At 36.3% G+C, this 17,939-nt stretch carries 16 protein-coding genes; 4 read left to right on the top strand and 12 right to left on the bottom strand.

Annotation, left to right across the window (positions count from 1 at the left end; all coding sequences use genetic code 11):
* Positions 1 to 1,068 precede the first annotated feature (1,068 nt).
* From ACFRAE_RS03835 to spt, 5 genes are read right to left on the bottom strand one after another with little or no spacing between them, the layout of a single operon-like run.
* Entirely contained in the window at positions 1,069 to 1,452 is a 384-nt protein-coding gene (locus ACFRAE_RS03835) for a GtrA family protein (protein ID WP_422795793.1), read from the bottom strand.
* Between the two features lie 11 nt (positions 1,453 to 1,463).
* Positions 1,464 to 2,162, bottom strand: a complete 699-nt coding sequence (locus ACFRAE_RS03830; RefSeq protein WP_422795792.1) for a CDP-alcohol phosphatidyltransferase family protein — start codon at positions 2,160 to 2,162, stop codon at positions 1,464 to 1,466.
* Positions 2,163 to 2,177: 15 nt separating this feature from the next.
* Positions 2,178 to 3,176, bottom strand: coding sequence for an NAD-dependent epimerase/dehydratase family protein (locus tag ACFRAE_RS03825; RefSeq protein WP_422795791.1), 999 nt, complete (start codon positions 3,174 to 3,176; stop codon positions 2,178 to 2,180).
* The gene (locus ACFRAE_RS03820) at positions 3,173 to 4,294 is read right to left on the bottom strand and encodes a hypothetical protein (protein ID WP_422795790.1); all 1,122 of its coding nucleotides are present in this window, start codon (positions 4,292 to 4,294) and stop codon (positions 3,173 to 3,175) included. Before ACFRAE_RS03820 ends, ACFRAE_RS03825 begins: the two co-directional genes overlap by 4 nt.
* Before the next feature lie 21 nt (positions 4,295 to 4,315).
* Complete coding sequence (spt, locus tag ACFRAE_RS03815) at positions 4,316 to 5,524, bottom strand: serine palmitoyltransferase (RefSeq protein WP_422795789.1); 1,209 nt, start codon at positions 5,522 to 5,524, stop codon at positions 4,316 to 4,318.
* Between the two features lie 299 nt (positions 5,525 to 5,823).
* On the opposite strand from spt, the gene smpB reads away from it, so the two are divergent.
* On the top strand, positions 5,824 to 6,279 hold the full coding sequence (smpB, locus tag ACFRAE_RS03810; protein ID WP_422795788.1) for an SsrA-binding protein SmpB: 456 nt from the start codon (positions 5,824 to 5,826) through the stop codon (positions 6,277 to 6,279).
* On the opposite strand, the gene ACFRAE_RS03805 is transcribed toward smpB, so the two are convergent.
* Complete coding sequence (locus ACFRAE_RS03805) at positions 6,266 to 7,189, bottom strand: helix-turn-helix domain-containing protein (RefSeq protein ID WP_422795787.1); 924 nt, start codon at positions 7,187 to 7,189, stop codon at positions 6,266 to 6,268. The two genes, smpB and ACFRAE_RS03805, sit on opposite strands and share 14 nt — an antisense overlap.
* A gap of 170 nt (positions 7,190 to 7,359) precedes the next feature.
* Between ACFRAE_RS03805 and ACFRAE_RS03800 the strand changes: the two genes are divergently transcribed.
* The 3 genes from ACFRAE_RS03800 (at position 7,360) to ACFRAE_RS03790 (ending at position 10,483) form a co-directional block, all read left to right on the top strand.
* On the top strand, positions 7,360 to 8,862 hold the full coding sequence (locus ACFRAE_RS03800) for an aldehyde dehydrogenase family protein (RefSeq protein ID WP_422795786.1): 1,503 nt from the start codon (positions 7,360 to 7,362) through the stop codon (positions 8,860 to 8,862).
* Positions 8,863 to 8,922: 60 nt separating this feature from the next.
* Positions 8,923 to 9,297 (top strand): DUF779 domain-containing protein, encoded by a 375-nt coding sequence (locus tag ACFRAE_RS03795; RefSeq protein WP_422795785.1) that lies wholly within the window; start codon positions 8,923 to 8,925, stop codon positions 9,295 to 9,297.
* 109 nt (positions 9,298 to 9,406) lie between these two features.
* Entirely contained in the window at positions 9,407 to 10,483 is a 1,077-nt protein-coding gene (locus tag ACFRAE_RS03790; protein ID WP_422795784.1) for an NADH:flavin oxidoreductase/NADH oxidase, read from the top strand.
* 75 nt (positions 10,484 to 10,558) lie between these two features.
* Here ACFRAE_RS03790 and ACFRAE_RS03785 read toward each other — a convergent pair whose 3' ends face one another.
* The 6 genes from ACFRAE_RS03785 to ACFRAE_RS03760 all read right to left on the bottom strand — a co-directional run bounded on the left by ACFRAE_RS03785 (position 10,559) and on the right by ACFRAE_RS03760 (position 17,805).
* On the bottom strand, positions 10,559 to 10,960 hold the full coding sequence (locus ACFRAE_RS03785) for an acyl-CoA thioesterase (RefSeq protein ID WP_422795783.1): 402 nt from the start codon (positions 10,958 to 10,960) through the stop codon (positions 10,559 to 10,561).
* A 367-nt stretch (positions 10,961 to 11,327) separates the two neighbouring features.
* Positions 11,328 to 13,136 carry a MutS-related protein gene (locus tag ACFRAE_RS03780; RefSeq protein WP_422795782.1) on the bottom strand — a complete coding sequence of 603 codons (1,809 nt, stop codon included), beginning with the start codon at positions 13,134 to 13,136 and terminating at the stop codon, positions 11,328 to 11,330.
* Positions 13,137 to 13,369: 233 nt separating this feature from the next.
* Positions 13,370 to 15,607 carry a multicopper oxidase family protein gene (locus ACFRAE_RS03775; protein ID WP_422795781.1) on the bottom strand — a complete coding sequence of 746 codons (2,238 nt, stop codon included), beginning with the start codon at positions 15,605 to 15,607 and terminating at the stop codon, positions 13,370 to 13,372.
* A 32-nt stretch (positions 15,608 to 15,639) separates the two neighbouring features.
* Positions 15,640 to 16,509: a DUF3347 domain-containing protein gene (locus ACFRAE_RS03770; RefSeq protein ID WP_422795780.1), complete on the bottom strand. Its 870-nt coding sequence runs from the start codon at positions 16,507 to 16,509 to the stop codon at positions 15,640 to 15,642.
* A gap of 123 nt (positions 16,510 to 16,632) precedes the next feature.
* Positions 16,633 to 17,025, bottom strand: a complete 393-nt coding sequence (locus tag ACFRAE_RS03765) for a hypothetical protein (RefSeq protein WP_422795779.1) — start codon at positions 17,023 to 17,025, stop codon at positions 16,633 to 16,635.
* A gap of 123 nt (positions 17,026 to 17,148) precedes the next feature.
* Complete coding sequence (locus ACFRAE_RS03760) at positions 17,149 to 17,805, bottom strand: protein-L-isoaspartate(D-aspartate) O-methyltransferase (protein ID WP_422795778.1); 657 nt, start codon at positions 17,803 to 17,805, stop codon at positions 17,149 to 17,151.
* Positions 17,806 to 17,939 lie beyond the last annotated feature (134 nt).

The following is a 17,939-nucleotide window of genomic DNA, read 5'->3' as shown; positions in this document are numbered from 1 at the left end:
GGCTTTATATTTCTGTTAGTTTCCTAACGTCAATCTTTCTGTTTTTCTAAGCTTCGAGCGTCGCGCTCGTTGCTGTTCCCCTCGGTTGGGACTGCAAAGGTAGAAGATTTTTTTGATTCTCCAAAATTTATTTTAAAATATTTTTTGAAGCCTTTTTTCGTTCGTTTTATTTAAGTGTAATAACACGGCTAAAACTCACTATCCTCTCCCATCTGTCATGCCCTTTCAGGCGTCCCTCCCTTGCGGAGTGGTGCAAAGATAGGAACTTACAACCCATACTTCCAAGACTTAGCCACAACATTTTTTATCCCTAAACCGCAACTGCCTGTGCCTTTGATGAATAAATTTTTTAAAATAACCCAAAAACACAGTTTAAAGCCCCATTTCAACGAATATTAGGGTATTCTTATAAAGCATGGTGAACTTCGAAAGTGAACTAATATATAGGCAAAATGAGAACAAACCTATTTTTTAACTAATCAGCACAAGAAGAACATTCCATATGAAAATTCAAAAAAATGATAATTAGACCAATCCGAAAAACTAGAATTCCATTTAAAAAGTATTTGAATCTACTCACTAAGAAACTTTCACTAGAGTTCGGACGGTTGATCCGCTCAATACAAATACGATCTACCTAACAGAGAATATAGGCTCTACTCCTAACCTCGCTTCAACAAATGCCTTTGGAGCAGGCCTACGAAAAAGGATCTTGAAGGATAACTAATACGTACAATGCTTCAAAATCATATGCGGCGATTTAGGTCAAATAAAGTTAGTCATGAAATTGAATCCACGAGTAAGCATATACTATATGCATAACTGCAGGAATTAATAAAGGAAAATACGGGATTGGTTTAGAAGAGTTCGTTGGAAAAAGGCACAGATGTATTAGACTAGGCTGACCTTGGAGTACTTGGCGGTAAACGATTGGACCAAATGGCCGAAAGCTAAGGTCGTCCAGCCATCTACCATAAATGATCATCCTAGGCTCAAGAACGATTTAATCGGTACAAGGAAGTTAGAGAGGAATTCAAAAAAGTAAAAGGAACAGATCGCTCAAGCGCATCATTTAAAAACCCAAAACTTTTGAAGTGTAAAATTAAAACCCAGTGATACGACAATTTCTACTATTAATTTACTCAGTAGGAAATGTAGCCCCCAAATATCAACACATAGATGTATCCCTAATGATTTCAGGGTAATACTGCCAATAACAACAATAATAAACTTCCATAGCTGGCTACCAATAGAAGCTGCTCGATTATTAAATGACCAGTATCGATTAATGGAAAAATTAACCAAAGCACCCAAGCTACCTGACACTACATTAGAAAAGGGTGCTGTAAAATGAAACACCGTAAAACAGAACGTATAAATACCCAAATCAAACAATCCGCCTAAAAAAGCGGATAGTTGAACCTTTAAGAACTGTGTTACTTTCGGAGACATAAGCCTACGGATTAATTTTGCACATCAATATCAGCTAATTTTTTAGCCTTTTCTTCCTTATCTTTCGCATCACCCAACTTCAACAACTTATTCGTGTCCCCTATATTAATAAAGAATAGGATTATACAAATCAAAAATACACTATAGTTAATAGATCCGGGAACAAAAACCTCCAATACAAGCACCAAACTAATAACCACCCGAATTTCAGTAGGACCAAGAAGTCCAGCATCAATAGTATAATGGTCTGTAATGCGGTATCGAAGCTGTGAAATGATCATAGCCCAACCATATAAAGAGACTAAGGCAAATCCCAGGTATTTGAAGTCGCCAGGTGCATAAAACACATAGCCCAAACCAATAAACACGGTACTTACCCAATCCATCACGATATCTAAAGCAAAACCATACCATTTCCTGGATTTATTTCGATAATAAGCAATTCTTCCATCCAATGAATCTCCAAACCACTGCACAAAAAAACCTAATACGGCTAATAACAAGAAAGATATGTGCACATATTCGCCCAGCAGAAAACTTGCCAATACCATTAAGGATCCAAAAAAACCAATCGCCGTTAATCCATCCGAAGATATCCAAGATGGTATCCTAGGAACCAAATAGGTTATAAATTGTTGCTCCGGATTACTTAAAATATTCGTGCGCTTTCTATCCTGAAAAAGCTTTTTATTTATCTTTTCTTGACTCATTATTAAACAATAATATTATAACCAATTATTTTGTTTGTACCACTGAAGACTTTCTTCCAATCCCTCTTTCAATCGGTACTGAGGATTATATCCAAGCACTTCCATTGCTCGATGAATATTTACACCCCAATTTTCTGCGGTTAATTCCGCTAAGCGCTCTGGATAAAGCACAGGGGTTTTTGTAGAATTTTTATACAGGAATTGCGAAACTTTAGCCGCTTGATGTACAATTTGATAGGGAATATGCAGGCGGAATGTTTTTTTAGCAAATACATCCTTAAATATATCAGCCATTGCGTATCGAGGATAAAGCTCCCCATCACTAATATTAAAAATATCCAAATCACCTTGAGGCACCAAACAACCTTGGATCAGGACATCCACTAAATCTTTTACATAAACAAAACTCAGCTTCTGAGGCTTTCGACCTATATAAGGATCTAGACCTCGATTTAACGTATCAAATAAGATAAATAAATCTTTCTCCCGAGGTCCATAAACCGCAGTAGGCCTAAATATCGTAATCGGTTTATCCGAAAACTTATCCAACAGCATTAATTCAGAGGCCTGTTTGCTCCTACCGTAACCAGTTACTGGTTGATAAGGGAAAGTTTCATCGATTAATGTAGAATTGTTGTAAGCTATAGGCCCAATAGCAGCCAAACTGCTGACATAAACTACCCGCTCGAGCGGCATATGCGCCTTAAAAGCTGCCTGCATGATTGCCTCGGTATAGCCCACATTCACTTGAAGCAAACTCTCTTCTGACTTTGCTTTTGTCAATGCTGCCGCATGAATAATGTAATGATATTGTTCCTGATTAAATAAACGGATAAGCTCGTCCGTATTTCCTAAATCAGGATAAATGAATTGATCAACATAGGGTACAATATCCTGAATATTGCTTGTTTTTCGAATGGCGGCATGAACCTCAAAGCCTAATAGATGGGCTTTTTCAACAAGGTGAGTGCCTACAAAGCCACTTGCCCCTGTGACAAAAATCTTTTTTTTCATAGTGCTTTTTCATAAAGCCTATAGCGCTTATATAAATCTGCATTAATCTGTTCAATAGCATGATTCATCATATAATTATGATCAAGCATCCAACTACACTCCGCTTCTACGATTCCAGAAGGCAATGCATTCTTTATTATAGTACCATACAAACAGGCTTCAATGCCTAGTTTACGATAATTCTCTAAAACACCGAGCATGAGTACTCTTAAAGATTTGATTTTTTTCTTACCGAATAAAATCTTAAATATACCAGTAGGTAGCAGTCTTCCTCTTTTGATGTTAATCAAAATTTCATTAATATTAGGAATCCCTAATCCAAATCCTACAATTTCATTGTCTTTTTCAGCAATGATGCAATATTTAGGATCAACCAACAGTTTTAGATCTTTAGCAACAAAATCAAACTCCTCATCGGTCATAGGAACAAAACCTAAATTCTTATCCCAAGCCTTATTATAAATTGATTTAATCTTAACAACTTCCGATTTAAAATCTTTTAAATTTAATTGTCTTAAGGTGATTCCAGACCGCTTAAGTCTAGCTTCTAATTTATCGAGGAGTAAAACCGTACGTTGACTTGCTTGACTTTTATTAACCAAGTATGCTCGTAAATCGACTTTTTTCTCAAAATTCGCATGGGTTATTAAATCAATATAATACTTTTTATTGTAAGGCATCATGGCCATACTTGGCCGATCAAAACCTTCAACTAATAAACCAACGGTATCATTAGTTGTTAAATTAATCGGTCCTACAATTAAATTACCGCCTTGATTCTTAACCCAATCTTCAGCAGTTTTCAATAATAAATCCGCAACCTCTTGGTCATTTATACAATCAAAGAAGCCAAATTGGCCTTCTTGAACCTTATTAAATGCATTGTGATTCACATTCCAGAAAGCCGCAATTCTTCCTACAATTTCTTGATCCTTGTAGGCTAAGAACAATTGTCCTTTTGAATGCTTATAAAATGGATGCTTTTCCGGATTTAATATTTCTTCCTGTCCCAAAAACAACTCAGGCACATAGTTTGGATCATCCGCATAAAGATCATGCGGGAAATCTATAAATTTAGCCCTTTGCTTTTTTGTTTCTATTGGAACAATCTGGATCACAAAAAATAGGTATTAACGTGATTAACTAATAAAACTTTCCACTTCTAGCGCCTTGAAAACTTTAGACATTTTTTCAACGGCTTCATCGATTTGGTCAAAGGTATGTGTTGCCATCAATGAAAAACGAATCAATGACTCTTCCGCTGGAACTGCTGGAGCGACAACCGGATTCACAAATACGCCATCATCTTGCAACATTTTGGTAACGATATAAGTTTTTTCGTTATTTCTAACAAAAACAGGAAGTATAGGACTTTCTGTCGCACCTAAATCAAAACCATTTTCTAAAAGTAATTTTTTAGCATAATTGGTGTTTGCCCAAAGTTTTTCAATATGTTCAGGTTCTGTCTGAATAATTTCTAATGCTTTTAAGGTAGAAGCTACTGATGCTGGGGTCATACTCGCACTAAACATCAATGAACGTGCACGGTGTTTTAAAAATTCTATCGTGTCTCGGTCTGCTGCTACAAATCCACCTAATGAAGCCAAAGACTTACTAAATGTACCCATAATTAAATCGACATCCTCCGTCAATCCAAAATGACTTGCTGTACCAGCACCTTTCTCCCCTATTACTCCCAAACTATGTGCATCATCGCATAATATAGCCGCATCAAATTCATTCGCTACGTTTACTAGATCTGGAAGATTCACGATATCCCCTTCCATGCTAAAAATACCATCGGTAGCAATTAATTTAAAACTCTCTTCCGGTAGTCTAGACATCTTATCACGAAGATCATCAATATTGTTATGCGCGTATTTAATAACTTTAGAAAAAGACAATCTACTTCCGTCTATGATAGAGGCATGATCACGCTCATCTAATAAGATGTAATCATGTCTTCCTGTCAAGCAAGATAATGGCCCTAAATTCGATTGGAATCCAGTACTAAATAAGATGGCTGATTCTTTACCCACATAATCCGCTAACTTTTCCTCTAACTCTACATGGATATCAAGCGTACCGTTTAAGAACCTTGATCCCGCACAGCCAGTTCCATATTTGGCCAATGCATCTTGAGCAGCTTGAATAATACGTACATCGGTAGTAAGACCTAAATAGGAATTGGATCCAAACATTAATACTCGACGACCATCAATTATTACTTCTGTATCTTGTTTAGATTGAATGGGTCTAAAATAAGCATATAAGTTTTTGGACTTAATTTCTCCTAGCTCGCCATTTAAAAACCGCGATGTTCTTTCGTTTAATTTTCCCTTGCTCATTCGTCAGGTATCTATTTTCTAAATGAAATTTACTTTTTGAACTTTTAACATAAATCGTCAAAAATCCTACAAAGGTACAAAACTCCCGTTAAACAAGAGTTGATATTAACTAATTATTACCTTTTTTTACAAAAAATCGACGCAAACATACAAAACTTAACCCTCAATATGCATTTTCATTTGACATATAAATATCATAAAATTAAATTAATATTAACAGAAAGTTTATTATAAATTATGAATCAGTTTTGCACGAAATCTTAAATCATTACATTTGTGCTTCAATTTATAAAATAATAATGGCAATATCTTCTTCAGTAAATATAAAAAATAAACGCGCATCATTCGAATATCAATTATTAGATAAATATGTGGCAGGATTAGCTTTACTAGGGACAGAGATCAAATCTATTCGGGAAGGTAAAGCAAATATTAACGACAGTTTCTGTTCCTTTTTTGAGGACGGCTTATATATTCGGAATATGCATATCGCCGAATACTCGTTCGGATCCTTCTATAACCACGAGTCAAAAAGAGATCGCAAACTACTTTTATCCAAAAAGGAGCTCAAAAAATTACGGGAAAAGGGAGAAGAAAAAGGCTTTACAATAGTACCATTACGCATTTTCATTAATGAACGAGGATTTGCCAAGGTCGAAATTGCATTAGCTCAAGGTAAAAAAGACTTCGACAAGCGTGAAACCATAAAAGAACGAGAAACGAAACGCGAAATGGATCGCGTTATGAAACGTTAACCTGTAGGTTTCGTTGGAATTGTCCCGGAGTTACCTGTTCCCTTTGTTTAAAAACACGTATGAAATAATTGACATCGCTAAAGCCGCTGGCGTAGCAAGCTTCCTTGACCGAAGACTTTTGCTTTAAAAATTCTTTAGCAAACTTTATTCGTTCTTGAATAACCAACTCCATCGGACTGATGTCAAACTCTTCCTTAAATAACCGAAATAAACTTGCTTTACTCATATTCACTTTACTACTCAAATCCTCAATAGTTAATTTATCGGTGATGTGATTCGCTATGTAGTTCTTTAAATAAGCCAAAGGTCCTTCTTCAGATGGTTTAGACCCTTGCAACCAAGTCAATTGTTGTTGTTGAATAATCCGAACCAATAATTCTTTGAAAATTAAATCAGCATACACATCCTTTAACGGATTTTGACTGGTGATGTTTGCAAACAATTTATCTGCCAGCTCACAAATTTCTGCAGTATTATCGATATGAAAATTTTCCCAGGAAAATCCCCACAATGTTTGATCCCTTCCCTTTGGATATTTATCATTTAAAAAAGCGATAGTTTCCGTAATTTTCTCTTTAGAAATAACCAATGCTGTACATTGAGTAGGATCTTGAAATCGAGCTTCAGGAAAATCTATCTGCATTCTTTTGGATGCAGGTAATATTAATGTTTCTCCAGGTAAGTATTCAAAGGCAGGAATTTCATCAATATGCATCACTTTTTTTCCTTTTAACATATTGATGATAACCAGATCATCGAACTGTAAAGGAACTTGATGACTAGCCTCATAAGTTTCAAACACATTAAACTCATAATTATCTAATGTGTACGCTTTCCGATGTTCTACCAATGTATTAAGCTCGCGTAATCCCGCATACGGAAGCTCATGTATTAATTTTTTACGCTTCATAGTATCTCTTTTTACAATTGGCTGTCTATCAAATTTATAAATCTATCTTGATTTTACAAAATATGCCACGCATTAAGAGGATTGTGCTACTCTCTGCGAGAATAATGCTATTCATTTCATGCGTTCTACATTACATTTGATTAAATAGTCTATTATAAATAAATATTGATATGAGTGAAATTTCAAAACCATCGTTCAAAGAGCGATACGACAATTACATCAATGCAGCATTCGTTGCACCGAGTCTAGGAAAATACATTGATAACATTTCACCCCTAGACGGTAAACCATTCACCCAAGTAGCCCACTCCAGCAAAGAAGATATAGATTTAGCAGTCAATGCCGCGGCTAAAGCTTTTGAATCATGGAGTAAAACGTCAGCAACAGAACGGAGCAACATTCTGAATAAAATTGCAGATCGTATAGAAGAAAATCTTCAATACTTAGCAGCAGTAGAAACCATAGACAATGGAAAAGCAGTGCGCGAAACCATCAATGCCGACATTCCTCTTGCTATTGATCATTTCCGGTATTTTGCAGGAGTTATCCGTGCAGAAGAAGGTTCTTTATCCGAATTGGATCAAAATACACTTTCCTTAATCGTTCATGAACCGATTGGAGTAGTCGCTCAAATTATTCCTTGGAATTTCCCAATTCTTATGGCCGTTTGGAAATTAGCCCCTGCACTAGCAGCAGGTTGTACGGTAGTCTTAAAACCAGCAGAAAGCACCCCTACCTCCATCTTAGTTTTAATGGAATTAATTGGTGATTTAATTCCTCCAGGTGTGATTAATGTGGTTAATGGATTTGGATCCGAATTAGGAAGGCACCTGGTTACTCATCCAAAAGTATCCAAAGCTGCATTTACTGGTTCTACCGCAACGGGTCGTTTGGTGATGCAATATGCCACGGAGAATATTATTCCTGTAACATTAGAGTTGGGTGGTAAATCGCCAAATATTTTCTTCAGTTCAGTGATGGACGAAGATGATGCCTTTTTAGATAAAGCCATTGAAGGCGCTGTTCTTTTCGCATTCAACCAAGGCGAAATTTGCACCTGCCCTTCCAGGTTATTAATTCAAGAAGACATTTACGATCGATTTATTGCGAGAGTCGTAGAGCGTGTAAACCAAATAAAAGTAGGAAATCCTTTAGACCCAACAGTTATGATGGGCGCACAAGCATCTAAGATTCAGCAAGATAAAATCATGTCCTATATTAAATTAGGAAAGGAAGAAGGTGCGGAAGTCTTAACAGGAGGCGACGCCAATCAAGTCGGTGCTGGTTTGGAAGAAGGGTATTACATTAAACCAACCCTTTTTAAAGGCCATAACAAAATGAGGATTTTCCAAGAGGAAATATTTGGCCCCGTATTAGCGGTAACTACTTTCAAAGATGAAGCAGAAGCGATAGAAATTGCAAATGACACTATTTACGGATTAGGTGCAGGCGTTTGGACTAGAGATGCACATCAATTGTATCAAGTACCTAGAGCTATCAAAGCGGGACGTGTATGGGTCAATCAATACCACAGTTATCCTGCAGGTGCTCCATTCGGCGGTTTTAAACAATCAGGTATAGGTCGTGAGAACCACAAAATGATGTTGGCACATTATAGACAATCTAAAAATATGCTGATTTCATATAATAAAGAAAAACTAGGATTTTTTTAAATCCTAAACATAAACTAACTATGGAGGAAATTTCTCCTCCATAGTTTAAATTTATAAATCATGACGACAAGAATAGCAGTTACGAAGGATGCATTAGAACTCATTCAGCAGTTGCAAGAAAAACATGGCGATCTGATGTTTTACCAAGCTGGAGGTTGTTGTGAAGGCACCCAACCGCAGTGCTTTGAAAAAGGTGGATTTTTTCCACGTATGAATGATGCCATGATTGGACTCGTAGCAGGATTTGAATTTTGGATTGACCGTGACCTGTTTGAATACTGGAAATATTCCCATTTCACCCTTGATGTATTGGAAGGATTTGGTCCTGGAGGCTTCTCGTTAGAAACCCCACTAGGAAAAACATTTAAAATCCATTACCGATTATTTACAGAAGACGAACTAAAAAACCTTACTCCCGTCATCAGAAATCAATAATTGAAAGCACTTGCTTTCATTATTTGAAAATTGACCTTATGCAGACTGATAAGCCGCATGAAGCTGCTTATATTTAAACGATCAAATCGATCAACTTAACTATAGCAGTATGTCAGATCCAAGTTTACTATTTTCCCCTATCCAATTCAAAAATATCCGCTTAGCCAATCGCATTGTAGTATCTCCAATGTGCCAATATACTGCGATAAATGGGTATGCGAATAATTGGCATCTCATTCATTTAGGTCAATTTGCCATTGCAAAGCCTGCTGCAATAATTCAAGAAGCTACTGCCGTGAGTCCAGAGGGTCGGATCTCCTATGGAGATTTAGGTCTGTGGGAAGATGAACAAATTGAAAAATATCAAGAAATCGTTTCCTTTATTAAATCGCAAGGTGTTGTTCCTGGAATCCAACTAGCTCATGCTGGTCGAAAAGCAAGTACCGAAAAACCTTGGCTAGGTAAAACACAATTTCCTCCCGAAGATACTAAAGGTTGGCAGACCATCTCTTCAACCGACAAGCCTTTTCGTGCAGGAGAATGTGCCCCACAACACATGAGTATCAAGGATATTAAAGAGCTCATCATCCAATTTAAAAATGCAACTATACGTGCACAAGCTGCAGGGTATCAAATAATTGAAATTCATGCCGCTCATGGCTACCTTATCCATCAGTTTTTATCGCCAGCGATCAACAATAGGACGGATCAATATGGGGGAACCTTTGAAAATAGAATTCGTATTCTTATCGAAATCATCGCAGAACTAAAAGACCTTTTTCAAGAAGATCATAGCCTTTGGGTAAGGATATCTGCAACAGATTGGATGGCGAATGGTTGGGATCTTCAACAATCTATTCAACTTGTCAAACAGCTCAAAGCATTAGGCGTAGACCTCATAGACGTATCTTCAGGAGGAGCTGCCCCGGAGCAAGTAATCCCTATAAAAGCCGGATATCAAGTTCCATTTTCTGCAGCAATTCGAAAAGAATGCAATGTCAAAACAGGAGCTGTAGGGCTAATCAATCAGGCCATTCAAGCTGAAGAAATTCTGCAAAATCAAGCGGCAGATTTGATTCTTATTGGCCGAGAATTTTTAAGAAATCCTCACCTTACTTTTGATTGGGCAAAAGAACTAGATCCAGATTTCTCATGGCCTAAACAATACAGCCGCGCAAAAAAATAGTTAAAATTAGCTGTTTAGCTTATCCTTCAAAAAAAGGATAAAGAACCACATTGGATTCCCTATCCTTTTTAAAATTTATTGAATATCCAAACCTGCCAAAACAGGGATAGTTTCTTTTTCCTCATTCAAGGCGACAAACGTAAATCGACCTTGTATGGCCATTTCTCTTCCATCTTTATACATACTCTCCAAAAATATTTCTACAAATATTTTCAAACTTGTCCTTCCTACACTTTCCACCCGTGCCACCGCTTCTACAATACTACCTGATGGTATTGCTTTATGGAAATCAATTTTATCTGTTGAAACAGTAACAAGTTGCTTTCTGCAAAAACGAGTTCCACACATAAAAGCAACTTCATCCATCATGGCCATCGCTTTTCCGCCAAATAAGGTATCGTGATGATTCGTTAAAAAGGGAAAAACTGTTACCGTTAATTTAGTTTCACTCTGATTGATTCTTTCTTGTAAAGTCATATTTGTATTTTCTGCCGCAAAGGTAAGGCTTGGAATACTTTTAAGCGATGAACCATCCTAAAATAAAACCTACTGTTTATTTATTAAAGTCATTCGCTTATTAGATTTATTAAGATCCATAGAAATGTGACAGTTTCATGCTATTTCAACGGATTAATAACTTACCTACTTATCAAAAAAAATCATCTATATCTTGCTGGTAACACGTGTAAATTTAATTCATTCAATTAAAAATTAGGCCTCCAATAGCAGGATGGACTAACTATTTACAGGCAAGAAATCCAAGCCAAAACATAACTTTAAAAAGATATGGAATAGGATCGTCCAGATCAATAATCGCTAGGAATTCCGCCTTAAAATCAAACCCTTATTTTTCAATTTCAACACCAATCCCTTTTAATAGCATGGAGGCATTAAAAATGGTACATGGACCTTCTTTCAATTTATAATCAAATAGCATATGCTCATCGATTACTTGAATATCAAAGTGGTAATTTTTAAGCATGCTCGGGTATTCCTGTGCCAATTCGGACAATTGTAAATCATGAGTCGCAAGAAGTCCTTTTCCGTTCATTCGAATCAGTTTTTTAATAATTGCTTTGGATCCTAAGTATTTATCTACCGAATTTGTTCCCCTTAACATCTCATCAATTAAGAAAAAACTAGATTTATTCGATGCAACATGATCCAGTATAAATTTCATGCGATCTAATTCTGCTTTAAAAGTAGAAGTACTCTCATTTAATGAATCTTTTATACGCATATAACTTATCAGGTCATAAATTGGTAGTTTAAAGGATTTTGCTGCAACGACTGCACCTGCATAAGCTAATACAGCATTTGCACCTAAACTCCTCAAAAACGTACTTTTCCCCGCCATATTGGAACCAGTAATTAAAGCGATTTGATGATCTTTAGCTTCATAGTCATTGGAAATGGAGCGATCTTTTTTAATTAATGGATGTGCAATATCCTCCGCATGGATTCGATCCTTTTCGACCTCATCAAATAGTTCAGGAGTACTCCATTCCGGATGATTGTAAGCTAAAATACTTAAGGAAACTAAACACTCATAATTTGACAAAGCGTCAAATCCACTTAGAATATTTTCCTCATATTGATTTTTCCAGGCACTGATTGCCATCACCTGCTTAAAATCCCACAAAAAAAGCATATTTAATATGGCTCCAACCAGCATATTATTACGCGCATCCAGTTTATCAATCAGTTTCCCTAAATCATGAATGATAGAAGATAACTTTTTTTCCGAACTCGAAACTTTCAATTGAGCTTGTAAATTTTGATTTAATTTACTCTGATATGATTTATCTTCTATTAATTGAATACCCTCTGCTAAACCAATCAAAGAAGCGCCAATCTTGTCGATTTTATTGGAAAATTGCCCCACCTTAGCTCCTTGAGATAGCGTCCACAGCAAATGAATGATGGCCAATCCTATTAAATAATTGGATAAATTATACGCAAAGATAGAAATCAGCATACCTATCAAAAATAGGTAAGGAACAATAGGAACATAAAATGCCATGAAAGCATTTTTAAATTGAAAGGTTTGATCGTGAAAGTAACTATGCAGATAGCTCCGTAAATTTATGATGCTATTCAAATTAAAAAGCATCTTTGACTGAAACGATTGTAAATGCTTTACATCTTCTTTTAATTCAGAAACCGCATCCTGCCGTTGCATAATATGCAGCTTTTCACTAGCTCCAGAAAACCAATTCGCCAAAAGCCTAATTGCATCTTTCGTTGCACAACGATTGATTAGGGCAAATAAAGAATTTTTTCCAAAGACATCCAAATCAGAACTGTAAGGGTGTTTAGCATCTTCAAACTCCGATCCATCTGGATACATATTATCCCCACCTTGGATTATGCTTAGTTCATTCTGATTTATCTGTAGAATTATTTTAGCTTCTTCCAATTTTCGTTCTACCCTACTTTGCCTAAATATAAGATACACAAAGCCTAGCATAATGATAATAATTGCTAGCAAGACGTATAATACGTTGTCTGTTTTAAACAGCTGATAAATAAATAGTCCTCCTCCAACAATAATCAATAACCTAAATATTGCATTTCTATTAATCAGTTTTTCTAAATTTTTTATCTCGGCCTCAGCAGATTTTATATTGTCTTGGTAAAGGATTATGCTCATGCTGTTAAATTAACAATTTGAATTTAGTTATTGATAGAGAATATTACTATTTGATAAAATTAAGTCGTCTTTAGGGTCTTAAACATTATTTTACTAGCTGCATGCTGCAGAAAAACCGTACAAGACCACAACGACCTATGCTGCTTAGCCTAATGATTAAAATCATTACTGAAGGGATTCAATCCCATGCCAAGCTAAACCAACTTAAATGGCTTAACGCTATGCGCAATAAGCTAGTAAGAAACTGCTAGTCCTATTCCCCAGCCCATATCGCTATCGTAATGTCCACGGATCCCGAAATTTTTAGTTACTATATATTTTAAATCCCCCATATATTCCCGATCCGTATTCCACATAAAACCTGCTCTCAATCTTCTTGATATAGGAATATCCTCGCGCATAATCGATAGTCTGAAGATCCCGTCATGGTACACTTCGGCTTGCAAACTAACTAACATCGGGAGCGTATACATCATTCCAAGACTTAAGGCAGAACGGCTATCTTTTCCATTTTTTTGACCAAAGATATTTTCTTCATGTTCATCCATGCCCATTTTTCGATAACGATAATCAAAACCGACAAAAGGCATTAACCATTGCATAGCTCCTATATAACGACCTACATGTGTTTCCACTTCATAACCATGCATTTTATTATAACCCAAACGCCATGCGGTACCTATAGACCAACGTGCATTTTGCAGCATGGTTTCACCATCATTTCCATTGCTTGCAAAATCATTTTGCACCATAAAATGAGGCATATTACTTTCCCGTTGAAGAGCTTTATAGGATTCCTTTTTATTTTTCAATTTTGGATTATTATAATCTCCCACCTCGAAAACACGATTCATTCCTGCCATCATATGATACAAGATATGACAATGAAAAAACCAATCGCCCTCTTCATTTGCCAAAAACTCAATTGTATTGGTTTCCATCGGCATGATATCCATAACATTTTTTAAAGGAGATCGTTCTCCAAAATCATTCAATAGCCTAAAATCAAAACCATGCAGGTGTATCGGGTGCCTCATCATGGAATTATTATATATCGTAATTCTAAGCACCTCTCCTTTATTCACTTTAATTTTATCAGATTCTGAAAGTACCCGGTTGTCCATACTCCAAACGTAGCGATTCATATTTCCAGTTAAGGTAAATTTCAATGCACGGACTGCTGCTTCTGTAGGTAAGCTGGTTCGCTTGGTTGCTGCTAACATCGCATAATTCAAGGTTACTATATCAGGTTTCTTTTGCACAGCCTTGGAATGATCTTCTACTCCCTGATTACCTCCTTCGGCATCTAATTCCGAGTACATGACTGCATTCATATCCATTTTATTCAGGCTCATTTTCATCCCCATATCATCCAAATCACCATTCATCTTCATCATATCATTCATCATCTTCATCCCTTCAAAATACTTCAATCTAGGTAAAGGTGTAATCAATTGCTTAATTCCATGTCCGATAAAGTAGCTTGCTGATTGCGTTCTATCTTCGGTAGTTGCCAAAAACTCATATGAAATTCCATCCGCTGGTATAGAAACAACAACATCATATGTTTCAGATACAGCGATAAGTAATCGATCTACTGCAACCGGCTCTACATCATTTCCATCACTTGCCACCACTTTCATCTTTCCACCAGCATAACGAAGCCAAAAATAAGATGATGCGCCACCATTGGATATCCTTAAACGAACCTGATCTCCAGCCTTCCAAATTTTACCATTCCGTTCGCTAAGCGAAAACTGATTCTTTCCATTAATAAGTACTTGGTCATAATATACATCACTTACATCCATCGCTAGCATCCTTTTCCATTCATTGGTTACTTTTGTTTTAAAGTGTCCAGCAGCTATCGCCTCTGCATAAGATTGGGTTGCTTTTTTCTTTATTGCAGGCCAATCATTCGCTTGATGTAACATGCTATGTAAGTAGGTAGGATTGGTATTCGTCCATTCACTTAATATTAAATCGAAAGTTGGGAGATCATCAATTCCTTTGCGAAAGGACGAATCATTGGTGCGCTTGTTCATAATGAAACTTCCGTACATCCCGATTTGTTCTTGCAGTCCCGAATGAGAATGATACCAATGTGTACCATGCTGAACTATTGGAAATTTATATTGGTAAGTCTCTCCGGCACCGATCGGCTCTTGAGTTAAATGAGGTACCCCATCTTCCTTATTTGGAAGAAATACGCCATGCCAGTGCATGGACGTATGTTCTTTCAATAGGTTGTGAACAATAATTTCAGCGGTATCGCCTTCCGTAAATACCAAAGTAGGCATCGGTATTTGACCGTTTACTGCAATCGCTCTTTTCTCTTTTCCAGCAAAATTAACAATGCTGTCTTTAACGGTCAATTCGTATCTAACCAATTGCTGTGAAAATGTATATGGCTTGCCAACGAACAAGGAAACGAATGCTAAACATGTTAATATGAAGATTTTCTTTTTCATGTTTATTTAAATGTTACGCTGCTTGGTAATAATTATTTCAATACCTCCACGACGGACCCACAATTTAACATCTTGCTCCCATAATAAGGATTCTTGATCTCTTGCTCCATACTTAACCAATTTGCTCCTTTAGCGTCTTGAAACATCGGGCAATTTTGGTAATAGATGGTATCATTTAATTCTTCCAACTTCAACAGTTCATATAGGCTGTTGGAAAGGTTTGAAAATCTTATGCGCTGTGCAGTTATATTTTTCCCATCGCGGATTGCGGCGGCCTCTTCTTGAATCTTTTTATATGTTTTCGACTTGAATTGCTGCTTGTCTTCTGATTTATCAGCAGTAGTTAGTTCTTTTGATTGCTCATACAAAACCTTTGCTTGTTTTCGTATAGCCTCTATATCACTTGCTACAAATGCATCTTTTAAAATAAGGTATTGGTTAAGCAAAGGTTGAAAACTTAAAGTTTCAGCGGCTTTCTCATCCGCACTTGAATGCTTTTTTTCGAATGAAGTTACAGGAGTATGATGGTGCGTTACAGGACTACCTTTTGGTTTCTGATCTCGATCGTATAAACAACATTCATGCAATTTTGAATAAGTATCATCTGGAGCTAAGAATTCCTCATTATCATATCCCTTTAAGGCAATTCGTTTTAAAACTTCAGCCTTGGATATTTTTGTCGTATCAAAGGAAATTTGAGCTAATTGGGTATTACTATCCCAAATCACTTGGGATACATTTTTGACAGTACCTGCTTGTTCAATTGTTTTCTTGCACATGGCACAGTTTCCAGAAATTTTCACTTCTTCACTTTTTGCATTTTTCACCTGTGCAAAGACATTCACAGTAAATGAGAACATGAAAAAAATAAATAAATAGGGTCTAATTATATTAATTGACATAATAGTTGAGTTTAGGATCGTGGTATGCATACGCACCATCCGTTAAGAATTTATTGTTAAAAAATACCAATGAAGCTTTTCAGCTAAATGAAATGGATAGTTTAACACTATCCAATATAATTATTAGGCAATTTTGGGAGGTTGCCAAATAGAGGTATATCCTTTTGAATAACCTGAATCATCTAAAGCTATGTTTTCATTTTTAAACTGAAATGAATGTAGCAAATTAAAATCCTGAATCCAGGTTTCTAAACTAAACATTGAAATTGACATACTGCAATGACATGCACAAGGTAATCGATGATTATTTTTCGAATCTGTGGAAGAGTTGGCATTATGACTTCCTTTTTCTTCGCAACAATCCGTATGCGCATGGTTTTCACCATGATCCATATCACAAAATTCCACCTGCGTATCCACTAGATTCATGGTACAAGCAATACTATTTTGCAGCGGGAAAATTGTTCCAAAACAAAATAATAAAAAATAGGCGATATATCTTCTTTTAAACTTCAACAAAACAAAGTTAACTAAAAGAATCGATATGATACACGGTTGATTTCAGTCTATAATTAAAAGGAATAAAATATCAACGCATGAAGTATGCACCGTACAAGCTACTAAGCAATCCTACTCGAGTTACCAAGCTTGATCACCGACAAGAGGTACAAAACGAAAAGTATCCAATTCAATGCGTTCAAAGTCATTTTCTCCTACCCTGAGGATCGTCACCATTTTTTGAAATTTTTCGTCTCCAACCGGAATAACCAACAAACCTCCAAGTTTCAACTGTTTTAACATTAATTCAGGAACAAAAGGCGCACCTGCAGTTACGATAATTTTATCATAAGGGGCTTGCTTAGGAATACCTTTAGAACCATCTCCTAAGAAGAAATTAGGTTTATATCCCATATATGGTAAAACCTGAACTGTCCTTTGGTAGAGATTCTCCTGTCTTTCTATGGTGTAGACTTCAGCACCTAGCTCCATCAAAATACAAGTTTGATACCCAGAACCAGTACCAATTTCCAAGACTTTATCCCCTTTATTAATATGCAATAGTTGACTTTGATAAGCAACGGTATAGGGTTGGGAAATAGTTTGACCATCGCCGATAGGGAATGCAATATCTCGATAAGCTTGATTCCAAAATGTTTCATCGAAAAAAAAGTGCCTTGGTACTTTAGCCATTGCAGCAAGCACACGCTTGTCCTCAATCCCTCTTTTTTCCAAATGCTTCACCAGCTGCTTTCTTGCCCCCTTCTCTCGATAATTATCAACAAACTTATACGCCATATCTTTCAAAAATAGCCTTATTTTACCACATTATTACGGCTAAAATGCAAATCATTCACGCTCAGAACCCTGAACTTTATGCCGCATAATATCCGCTTAAGTAATAAATTTTGTAATTTTAAACGGAAGAATTT

It is taken from the genome of Sphingobacterium sp. HJSM2_6 (assembly GCF_049316305.1).
In the GTDB taxonomy this organism is placed as follows: domain Bacteria; phylum Bacteroidota; class Bacteroidia; order Sphingobacteriales; family Sphingobacteriaceae; genus Sphingobacterium.
This window is presented reverse-complemented; position numbering and strand designations above follow the sequence as displayed.